Source organism: Flavobacterium procerum, assembly GCF_042431625.1.
In the GTDB taxonomy this organism is placed as follows: Bacteria; Bacteroidota; Bacteroidia; order Flavobacteriales; family Flavobacteriaceae; genus Flavobacterium; species Flavobacterium procerum.
The window spans coordinates 87,512-98,747 of sequence record NZ_JBHLYW010000006.1 but is presented as its reverse complement, the minus strand read 5'-3'; the positions used below and the strand labels follow the sequence as shown (position 1 = coordinate 98,747).

Sequence of the window (11,236 nt, the reverse complement as noted above, 5' to 3'; positions counted from 1 at the left end):
TGCTTCGGCAACTTTTTTGCGAAGAGCAGTAACTTCCGGCAGGATTTGTACTCCCGCAATAACTTTATGGCCTAATTTAGCTAAACCAAATGCTGACCCTTCTCCAAATCCGGAACCTGCTCCGGTGATCAAAATTGTTTTTGTTGTACTCATGATTTCTAAGTTTTAATGATTTTTAATATGATTATTTATTATTAATTGTTGTTATACTAGGCTGCCTGCCGTTGCGATTTCAAAATCCTGATCTGGACTGCCTCCAGATACTCCGATATAGGCTACGATATCATTTCCTGATTTTACTGGTACGCCGCCTTTAAAACCTACAAGACCACCATTTGTGTTAACCATACCGTAAGTTTTGTTTTCAGGATTTAAGAATTCACCAACCGCTTCAGAATTCATACGGAACAGCATGGCTGTTTTTGCTTTTCCCATTGAGATATCTATCGAGCCAAGAAATGCATCGTCCATTCTTACGAAAGCTTTCAAGTGCCCTGCAGGATCTAAAATTGTAATGTTGGCATTTACACCAATTTCGTTTGCTTTGTCAATCGCTTGATATAGGGATTTGAAAGCTTGTTTTTGATTTGTTTCCATGATACTTATTTTTAAATTGTTACTGTGTGATTTAGTACTCGTTTTGTATGAAGCAAAGTTGCGACGAAACCAAGAGGTAGATTGTACGAATTACAAAGCCTTTATTATGAATATCAAAGATAGATTCAAAAAAAAAGCATAAACATCTAAAAAACAATACATTAAACTTAAATTAATTTAATACAGATAAGTTTTAAATTAAAAAGTCCGCGAAAGAAACACGGACTTTTTAGACATGGTGCAATAAATCACTAACCTATCTGTCTGTAAAGCACAGGAGTGTATTGGGTATGCTTTTTAAAATAGGTGCTAAAATGCTGGATTTCTGAAAAGCCAAGACGGTATGAAATTTCTTTTACGGGAATATTAGAATTTTTGAGCAAAGCTTTAGCTTCGGAGATTGTTTTTTCGGCTATCCAGTTTCCCACAGATTTTCCTGTTTTACTTTTTATAACATTATTTAGATAATTAGGATGCAAATTTAGGATTTCTGCATACTCGGTTACCCTGTGTGCCTTTTCGTTGCTGCCGTTGCCAAGGTCACGGTAATGCTGCTCAATAATAATCTTAAATTTGTTTACAATTTCTGAAGCACGGCAGCTTTCATATGAAGGTATAATATTGTCGGTCAGAAAATTATCTTTAATCTTGATTAGCAAGGCAACAAATAAATGAGCTATCAATTTATTGCGGTAAGGAGATTCTGAAAAAAAAGCCTTTTCTATCTGCATGTACAATTCTTCAAATTCTTCAAATTTTTCCTCAGGCACTACCTGAGACAAAATACTCTCTGCCAAAAGAAAAGGAAATTCTTCAAATATCTGCGAATGCACATTTTCCTTTAAAAAGCACTCTGTAAAAGTAAGCAGATAAAGATCTCTTGCATCTTTAATACGGAATTTTTTAATATGCCCAGGTGTATTAAAAAATATGGTTCGGGGCGCTATGTCATATTGCTCATTATCGGATATGAATTTTCCCCTGGCATCCTTAACGAAGACAAATGAAAAGAAGTTGCCCCGGTATACAGACGATTCGTATGTCTTAGGATTATATAGGTTTCCCATATTGTATATGTTGAATTTCTGAGCAATGTCAATGTCGACAGCGATGCCCAAATGCTTATACAACTCCTGGATCCTGTCAAATATTAGTAAAGGTTCGATAACTGTTTTCATACTGATTGGTTTATAGCTTTAGTCCGTTGATAATGATATATTGTCCTGGTATAAGGTATGAAAGATCGGAGGCAAAAAACTCAGCAGCGTCTGCGATATGTATACTTCCAGTCGGAATTTCAAACAAATCGTTTTTCGTCACAATCGCATTCAAGGTTATACCGCGCTGCTGTACAGATGATGCATGTTTTTTTTATTTGTTCGATGAAGTCCGGAAAATTTTGCAGATCAGTTTTCGGCACTATATAAATCACCCGTCCTTTATCAGCAATATGCTTAACCGCAAACTGAATTAACTGTATACGACAATTGACTTAAATGGAAGCACTTTAAACAGATCTTTCAAATTGCTTAAGGAAAATCCATCACCATCATGCAGCATGTGAGAAACAGGAAGGTTCATTGCTGCAAATGTCTCTGTAAGGTCTTTGAAGATAGCTGGATTCTCTTTCATAGACTTTTCTATAGCAGATCTGCTTTTAGATGTATGATCTTATCTTTGTGAAAAGTAAAATCTAATGTACCGCCTATGCCTCTTTCCGAAAAATTACCTGTAAAAAAGGCTTCTAAGTGAGCTGATTCTTTATCAACTATATCAATTTTAATAATTTTCGTTTGAGTATTATAACCAACGAAATAATCTTCGAAATATTTGCGAATGCCAGAATGACCCCTAAATTTCTCACCAACTGACGGATCATCTATAACTGCGCTCTCATCATAATATTTTACATAAGCTTCTGTGTCGAAAGTATTGCTGGTAACCAGCCAATTTTGTAAAAAGGTATTAATATCCATTGTGACTTAATTAATTGTTTGCGGCATTAAGTTTTTATTATCTACAAAAATCAAGAAAATACTTTATTAGAATGTAGCCAAAATGTATTGGTTTGTAGCCAAAATTACGTACCGTTATTTTAACAATAATTTCTAGTGGATAAGCTCCTGTCAAAACGATCCCTATAAACTTATCTTCTAAAAGTTGATATTCATAATCATTGCTTTCCTTTTCATATAGAGTAACCTGAGTTTTTGAAGCAATTTTGTATCAGCAATAATTTATAAAATTTAAAATAATGAAAACTCAAAAAACATGGTTCATTACCGGAGCAGGAAGAGGCTTTGGATTGAATATTACAGAAGCTGTTCTAAAATCAGGTGATAATGTTGTAGCTACAGTACGAAAAAATCCGGAAGCCTTAGCTGATAGATTAGGCAACAACCCAAACCTTCATGTTGTTGTGCTTGACACCACCGATGAAATACAAGCTATAAAAGCAGCAGCGTCAGGAATTTCTAAATTTGGACAAATTGATGTATTAGTAAACAATGCTGGTTATGGATTGCTTTCAGCTGTAGAAGAGGCCACATCAAAAGAAGTATTTGATAATTTTAATGTTAACGTATTTGGGGTTCTTAATGTGACAAGAGCAATTCTTCCTTACATGCGCGAGAAACGTTCTGGTCATTTGATTAACATTTCCTCAATTGGTGGTTTGAGCGCGTACTTTGGGTGGGGTGTTTATGGTGCTTCTAAATTTGCAATAGAAGGAATTACGGAAGGACTTGCAATGGAACTTGCTCCTTTAGGAATTCATGCAACTGTTGTTGCACCTGGATTCTTCAGAACAGACTTTCTGGATCAATCTTCATTAACAAGAACAGAAAATGTGATTGAAGATTATAGTGAAACTGTTGGTGAAATGAGAAAATTTGCAACTACAGCTAATAAAAAGCAACCAGGAGATCCTGAAAAACTTGCAGCCGCTTTTATAAAATTAGCAGCTTCTGAAAACCCTCCTGTTCACCTTCCCCTTGGAACCGATACACTTCAAAGGTTTAGAGAGAAAATCAAAAAATTTGAAGACGACATCACAAATTGGCATGATACTGTAGTAAGTACAGATCATGACGATACTAAAGAATAACAAACAGCTAACAAATTAAATATCAACCACTAAGCAACCCATTTTCAAAAATGGGTTGCTTTTTTATTCAACCTTCCAAAAAGAACTCCGGAATGTTAAATTTAAAATCGCAAATTATGGAAAACCGTAAAACAACGTTTCTTTTAAGTCGAACTTTAGGCAAATAACTAAAGATGCAAATTTAGATAGAACAAACTGTGGACTGGATACCTTTTTTGCCACAAAAAAGTTAAGGCCTTTTTAAAGATATTTTACCAATCTAAGTTTTGTGGCTGAATCGTGGCACATAGTCTTTTTGAAAACTATAAACTCAGCAAAATAAGCCCCTAAAAAAGTTTAGGTTCGAAACTTAACAAAAAGAAAAAACACTAACTAACTATAAAATATTTTTACAAAATGGTCATTTCTCTTTCTTACTCTATTTTAATTATATAATAAAAAAATGGATTACACTTTTTAGCCTCTATAGCATTGAAATCCTTTTATGTCGGGGTTCTGCAAAAAAGATTGAAACGAATAAAGGGAAGATCTCCTAAAAAAAATCAATGAGATCAAAAATTAGAAAATCATTAATTAAACATTGTTGCATTAACAAATAGAGTTTCTATATTTGCATTAAAGCTGTATGGTTAAGTGCAGATCCATTTGAATGAAAAAGATATTAAAAAATTTAAAGCTTTTTATGCCTCTCATAGTATTGTTCGCAATACTATTTCCGGCTATACATTCCTATGGACACCTTCACAGTATTACTTTATCACATAAAAGTGTTCTAAATTGCAACTCTCATAAAAGCGAATTCAAATTACATGACCATTCCAATGAATTCTGTAAGATCTGTCATTTTAAGTTCAGTCACCCTGCAACAATCAATTTTGATATTCTTACTTTTTATAAAAAAAGCACTACCACTTCTTTTTTCATAAATTATTACAAAACTTATTCCAATTTCTTTAAAGGTTCTCTTTTTGCACTTCGTGCACCTCCGTATTGAAAACAGCAAATATTTTTTGACATAGAAATACCTATTGATACATTAAATTAACCATTCCGAATCTTACTTAGGTATCTACCGAATTACTGTCATAAATTCTTTAGAATTTAGAAAAAACATTTCTGGAAAGTTTTTTTATGCAGTTATTCTGAAACCACTTGTAATAAAATTAGTGAGGTAAAGTCTTTTACTCAATCTTCACAAATTCATTACAGATGTGCTTGGTTTATAATTAATTTAATATTTCAACACTATTTTCTATTGGGAAAAATCAAAGTTGTTTCTCAATCAATTGAATAATATCATAAGCACAGTAATCTTATTAGTCTTTAAAAGCTTTCAAAAAAAACTCTCAATTAATTCTATAACATTTCTTCAAACGTAAATATCTCATTGAGAGGTTGCTCTGCTTATGCAGATATTTTAGAAATCGCTTTCTTATCTAATTAACTCAAATTTATAAATATAATGAATACTAGAAACAGAATGAAACCAGCAAAAATCATAACAGCATTTTTTTTAAGTGCCTTATTTTTTACAGCTTGTAACAATGATGACAATCAATCTCAAACAGAATTACCAAAAGCTGCTTTGACCAATATTGAGATAGGTTTAAACAATAATGAAATGGGCATAGCTGGAAGAGACTTTCATTTCAATGCAGATGTTCTGGCAGGTTATAAAATTGATAAAATAGAGGTTAAAATTTTACCCCGAAACGGTGAAAAATATTCTAAAGAATGGAAACATGAAATTATTTGGGAGCAATACAAAGGTGCAAAAAACACTAATGTACATAAACATTTTACTATACCAGAAGATGCTGTCGAAGGGACATACGATTTTGTTATTATCGTCAATGACCAGAACGGCTCTATACTAGAGCAAAAGCATAGCATTTCTATTTATAAACCTGATAATCTACCTGTTGACCCTAAACTTGATGAGTTTTCTGTTTCAGCCCGCACTGATAAATCCAGAGTTTTGTATATACTCAGCCGCGGCGGTTATCGTGATCCCGCAACATTGCAATATGGGGATTACGAAGTTAAGATTGATAACAATGAGACCCTGAGCGCTGCAGCGACTATCAGCGGATTAAAAGGCGATGGTAAAATCTACATAGTATTGATCAACAAAAAACACAGTCATCGCCCTGAATCCATAAACGCTATTGATTTTTCTAAAGCGATTGTTGTAGATGCTTTTGAACATAAAAACATGGAGCAGACGGATAAATGGAGTAATGTTAATTTTGAAAGGCCAAATTTTCCTAATATTTCAAGACTGCCTATTGGTTCGTCTACCGATAATAATTCTCCTATTTCCAATTCAATTGACGGTCATAAGATATGGGAATCCGGTAAGTACTATATAGGTGTAATCTACAAAAACACTACTTATAATATTGGTCTGTATCATTATATAGAGGTTGATGTAAAACTATAATTAAGATAACAAGCTGGAAGTGATTATAAAAAAATTTAGTTCATTCTTTTTTATTTGGAGAAAAAGAAATCACTTGTAAAAATATAACACTATGCAAAAATTTTATAATTAGAATCTAAGCAAATATCCTGATATTACGCAGAGATTTCTTTAAGCTTGCAACATATTATTTAGATAATCGTTTAAAAACATACGCGATAGTGCGGATAGTAAACATAAAATTGGAAGATTATGTTTATGGACATGCCCTCAAAATTATAGTGAAGTGATTATCATTATAGTCTGAGGGCTTACTTTATTAAATCTAGGACTCGATATTGCAGGGCCTATCCCTGAGGCTGTACAAGCAGTAAATAACTTTCTTTTTGATTTTGGAAAAGAATTCTAAAGAACGGTAAAGGCATAATTTGGAAGAAAACAGATTTCGTAATCAATGCCTTGATTACTTTTCGTTTCCATAAAAACTTACAATTTCATCTATTTCATCCTGTGTTTCAAACTCCTAAACAGATTGCGCCTCAGATGGTCATTTGCTCCCATCTCGTTTGGTTAATCGGTTATATCATTTGCTGCAAAAGGATTGTCAATCAGCCAGAGCCGTATACCATCATTATTTCGTTTCATTATACAGGCAGCAACTCCTTCCATCTGCATTGGATCTCCATTAGGCACCTTAGCCTTTACACTATATTTATCTCTCCATATAGCAAGATTGCCTGCAACGGTCACCTTTCTTTTGATGCCTGTAATTTCTGGTTTCCATAGTCAAAGGCTTTCCATAGCTTTTTCAATATTATCCAGTCCTCTAATCTCCTGGCCGTCTCTTTCGATGTATAATGCCTCTGAATCAAAGCAGCTTAAAGAGCCTTTCAAATCACCACGGCAAATACAATTGCAAAAATACTGAACGCTTCCTTGTGGATCCGTTCTGTAAAATTTTCGTTCATTTTTTTTGATTGTTAATTAATACTTCGCAAATGTATTAATCAATAAATGACAAAAAAATGAACTTGGGTTAAAAAATTCTCTTGCGTATATGGCTTAAGGCTTGAGGAGTAATACTTATGTAAGATGCCTAATACTTTAAAGGAATATGCTTTATAAGGTTCGGATGTTCCTTAAACAGCATCAAATAAAGTTCTTCTGGAGTATTTTTTTAAAAGAGAAATTTTTCTTCTGGCAACCGAAATAAATAAATCCTAGCAGCAAGCCTTCCCAATTTATCCCCAACTTGAGCCTGTTGGTAAATAAGCTGTAAATCTGTGCAAGAAATTCTCCATAAAACTGTGGGGGCCACTGATTGAATATTCCAATCTGTTGACTCCCGGATAAAAAATGAGAGATGAGCACTGAAAAAGCTTTTCTCAAAAGCAAAGTCAAATGTTATTTCCTTGTCTGCTGCCTCTATCCAGAAACGAACAATTCCTGTTTCTATAAAAGAAAGATAATCTTCTGCTGCCCCCGATCTGGTTATCAGGGTGTTTTTTTTAAATGCATGTGTTTTCGAATTTATTTGAGAATACCTCCCAATCCTGATCAGATATTGGTGTAATGCTATGAAGATAGTCCCTGATTAAAATCATTATTTTTTGAATGTCTGTTTAAAGCATTTTTACAATCATTAAGTTTCTTTTTATGTGACAGACTTAAGCAATTTATTATCCGAATTGCTGAAGATGCTGCCAATATTTTTTCATTTCCGCTGTAAGCCCCGAATAAGAAACATTGGACAGAGATAAAATAGTTTACCGCTATATTATTGGAAAAACCGGCCCATTTTCTTGCCCAAAATCAGATCCAAGCCTTAATGAAATTAGCATTGTTGGTGTACTGCATCATCCAAAAATTTAATTGAAGGACGGCAAAGGTTCTTGGCTAATCATAAATTATTAGTGAAAAACTAAAAAACCACAGCCCCGTTTAAAGACTTATTACAAAGTTTTTCTGTCTTATTACATAATTGAAGCCCTTCTTTGGGCAAAGGCTCAAATTACTCTAAAATTGCATTGATTTTAAAAAACAAACACGCTGTCTTACTCTTTATTGCGATATTTTATTCCATAAAAAAGATCAAAAGCGAGCGTATTAAATTAAAAAAGATGAAAAAATTTAGAAACGGTATTTTTTACATTGGTATTATTGGTGGATTCTCCATTTTGATGTACTGGATTATTTTATTGGGAGTAAAACTGGAAATGGGCAGAAACCTTAAAATTCCAACATCTGATAAAAGCCAATGGAGCGAATTTCTTGATTCCCTTGTCAAAAACCTCCACCATCCGCTGGCACTTTTGCTGGCCCAAATTGTCACCATCATTTTTGTTGCCCGAATTTTTGGCTGGATCTGCATTAAAATAAAGCAACCCGCCGTAATCGGTGAAATGATAGCCGGAATTGTAATGGGCCCTTCGCTGGTTGGAATGTACCTTCCGGAGTTTTCTGCCGTACTCTTCCCTTCCGAATCACTGGGAAATCTGCAGTTTTTAAGCCAGATAGGCTTGATTCTTTTTATGTATATAGTAGGAATGGAAATAGACATGAAAATTCTGCGAAACAAAGCCCATGACGCAGTTGTCATAAGCCATGCCAGCATTATTATTCCTTTTGTGATGGGAATGGGGCTTGCTTATTTTATATATGATGAATTTGCCCCTGCTGATGTGCAGTTTTCCTCTTTTGGTCTGTTTACCGGAATTGCAATGAGTATTACCGCTTTTCCGGTGCTTGCCAGAATTGTGCAGGAGCGTGGCATTCACAAAACCAAACTGGGAACTATTGTCATTACCTGCGCAGCGGCGGATGATATTACGGCTTGGTGTATTCTGGCTGTCGTGATCGCTATTGTAAAAGCAGGTTCTTTTGGCAGTGCAATCTACACTGTACTTTTGGCCTTGGGGTATGTTTTTTTAATGATAAAAGTCGTGCGCCCTTTCCTTAAAAGAATTGGAGATTTATACGCTACAAGCGACAAATTGAGCAAACCCATCGTAGCCATATTTTTCCTGACTCTTGTTGTATCTTCCTATCTTACAGAAATCATTGGAATTCACGCTTTGTTTGGCGCTTTCATTGCTGGTGCCATCATGCCTGAAAACATTCGATTCAGAAATCTTTTTATAGAAAAGGTAGAAGATGTCGCTTTAGTGCTTTTGCTTCCTCTATTTTTTGTTTTTACAGGATTAAGAACCCAGATTGGTTTGCTGAATGAACCCCATTTATGGAAAATTGCAGGATTAATTTTTGTAGTTGCCGTAATTGGAAAACTTGTCAGCAGTACCCTGGCAGCTAAATTTGTCGGACAAAATTGGAAAGACAGTCTCTCGATAGGTGCTTTGATGAATACACGGGGCTTGACAGAATTAGTAGCCCTGAATATCGGTTATGACTTAGGAGTTCTTACCCCAGAATTATTCTCAATGATGGTGATTATGGCTTTGGCGACAACCTTTATGACTGGGCCTGCACTGGATTTAATCAATTGGATTTTTAAATCGGGGAAAGAAGAAAATGAGCATGATAGTATACTTAAAAATAAATACAAAATATTATTATCATTTGACAGACCCGAATCCGGAAAGGCCTTATTAAAAGTAGCTGATGGCTTAACTAACAAAAGACCGGAAAGCTCTGAAATCACAGCAATGCACTTCCTGCCAACCGAGGAAATGCATCATTACGATACAGATACTTATGAATCTGAAAAATTCAAAGCCATTATCCAGGAATCAGTAGAACTCAAGAGAAACATTACAACGATGTTTAAGGCATCTGCTGATATTGACAACGAAATTGTAAATACAGCCAATAAAAGCAAGCATGATCTATTGCTGATCGGTATCGGGCAGTCTATCTACGAGGGAAGTTTACTTGGAAAGGTACTTGGTTTTACAACCCGGCTAATCAATCCAGAAAAACTTATCAATACTGTTACCGGTAAAGAGAATATAATGGAATCTGCCCCGTTTGATGAAGGAACAAGGCAGATAATTTCCAAAGCGCAAATACCAGTCGGCATCTTGATTGACAAAAATCTTTCTGATATTTCTACCATTTTTATTCCGCTTTTTAATGTCAAAGACTGGGAGATTATGCAAAATTATGTTCAAAAGTTTATTCAGAATATCGATGCACGAATTATTCTCCTTGACGCAGAAGGAAAAATAATGTCTGATTTGGATACTAAAGAAAAAATCAGGCGTATGGAAATGGCCGCGCCAAATCAGCTTTCACTAAGGCCGGAAAGAACTGTTGGAGAAGATTTTCTCGCTCAGCAAAACCTGATGTTGATTACCCTTGAAGGATGGAAACACATTGTAGACACAAAAAGTCTATGGCTGTCAAATATGCCTTCAACATTAATTATTGCTGAAGAGGATTAATATAGTCATCAAACAACAAAGAGGCTTTCTCAAAAGAGCAGACAGCCTCTTTGTTAGTTTTTTTATTGAATATCACAGCCAGAAATTAAGCACTTACTGTTAATTTTGACTATTTTCTAAAATACAAAATGCCATTTAAAAAATTTTGAATCTTAAAAATTTGTTATATAAGTTCATAATTGCGTATATTTTTTAGACGCGCCAAAAACAAGACCTAATATTATGTGCTAATTTCCTTACTGTCATTTGGAACTTCATATCTATTGAACATTCCATAATCTCGAATAACATGTGCAATTCCTATATGATAGTCTTTAAAAATAAATTCTCTGCCTTTTGATTGTGCTTTTCTGTGAATTTCAAGATTCCGCCGTTCTTGAATTGCTTCTTCATTTTTCCAGAACGATAAAGACAGGATTTTTTCGGGATTGTATATGCTTTGAAATCTTTCAATTGAGATAAAGCCATTGATTTTTCTAATTCTGGTTTTAAATTTAACGCTAAATTCTTATAGATAACTGTTTTGCTTAGACAGGTTCGAGTCCTGTTCCCGCTAAAACAGGGTTTTAGATTTGCCTAAAGCTCTAGTTTTTATTTTTACTTTTCATTTTTTTTACGTTATGCGTTGTAATTCTAAACTTACTAGTTATTGTTCGATCGAGGTTAAAGTTGTTTTACCGCTTACAGAAAACATTAGGGCATAGTAGAAGC

Annotated in this window: 9 protein-coding genes; 3 read left to right on the top strand and 6 right to left on the bottom strand. The window is 34.4% G+C overall.

The features are described 5' to 3' along the window. Nucleotides 1-204 precede the first annotated feature (204 nt). From ACFFLS_RS05545 to ACFFLS_RS05535, 3 genes are all read right to left on the bottom strand, one after another. The gene (locus tag ACFFLS_RS05545) at nt 205-597 is read right to left on the bottom strand and encodes a GlcG/HbpS family heme-binding protein (RefSeq protein WP_379682314.1); all 393 of its coding nucleotides are present in this window, start codon (nt 595-597) and stop codon (nt 205-207) included. Nucleotides 598-848: 251 nt separating this feature from the next. After that, complete coding sequence (locus tag ACFFLS_RS05540; RefSeq protein ID WP_379682315.1) at nt 849-1,775, bottom strand: helix-turn-helix domain-containing protein; 927 nt, start codon at nt 1,773-1,775, stop codon at nt 849-851. Nucleotides 1,776-2,237: 462 nt separating this feature from the next. Beyond that, complete coding sequence (locus tag ACFFLS_RS05535; RefSeq protein ID WP_379682317.1) at nt 2,238-2,573, bottom strand: nuclear transport factor 2 family protein; 336 nt, start codon at nt 2,571-2,573, stop codon at nt 2,238-2,240. A gap of 278 nt (nt 2,574-2,851) precedes the next feature. Here ACFFLS_RS05535 and ACFFLS_RS05530 point away from each other — a divergent pair, with 278 nt between their 5' ends. Both ACFFLS_RS05530 and ACFFLS_RS05525 read left to right on the top strand, forming a co-directional pair. Further along, entirely contained in the window at nt 2,852-3,703 is an 852-nt protein-coding gene (locus ACFFLS_RS05530; RefSeq protein ID WP_379682318.1) for an oxidoreductase, read from the top strand. A gap of 1,462 nt (nt 3,704-5,165) precedes the next feature. Next, nucleotides 5,166-6,146 (top strand): DUF4625 domain-containing protein, encoded by a 981-nt coding sequence (locus tag ACFFLS_RS05525; protein ID WP_379682319.1) that lies wholly within the window; start codon nt 5,166-5,168, stop codon nt 6,144-6,146. A 549-nt stretch (nt 6,147-6,695) separates the two neighbouring features. On the opposite strand, the gene ACFFLS_RS05520 is transcribed toward ACFFLS_RS05525, so the two are convergent. Together ACFFLS_RS05520 and ACFFLS_RS05515 are read right to left on the bottom strand one after the other, a co-directional pair. Next, nucleotides 6,696-6,875: a hypothetical protein gene (locus ACFFLS_RS05520; RefSeq protein WP_379682320.1), complete on the bottom strand. Its 180-nt coding sequence runs from the start codon at nt 6,873-6,875 to the stop codon at nt 6,696-6,698. 427 nt (nt 6,876-7,302) lie between these two features. Continuing rightward, nucleotides 7,303-7,659 (bottom strand): Crp/Fnr family transcriptional regulator, encoded by a 357-nt coding sequence (locus ACFFLS_RS05515; protein ID WP_379689219.1) that lies wholly within the window; start codon nt 7,657-7,659, stop codon nt 7,303-7,305. Nucleotides 7,660-8,245: 586 nt separating this feature from the next. Between ACFFLS_RS05515 and ACFFLS_RS05510 the strand changes: the two genes are divergently transcribed. Continuing rightward, a complete protein-coding gene (locus tag ACFFLS_RS05510; RefSeq protein WP_379682321.1) occupies nt 8,246-10,525 on the top strand; it encodes a cation:proton antiporter in 2,280 nt (759 codons plus the stop codon). 220 nt (nt 10,526-10,745) lie between these two features. Here the strand turns inward: ACFFLS_RS05510 and ACFFLS_RS05505 are convergent, their stop codons facing one another. Then, nucleotides 10,746-10,961, bottom strand: coding sequence for an antibiotic biosynthesis monooxygenase family protein (locus ACFFLS_RS05505; RefSeq protein WP_379689218.1), 216 nt, complete (start codon nt 10,959-10,961; stop codon nt 10,746-10,748). Nucleotides 10,962-11,236 lie beyond the last annotated feature (275 nt).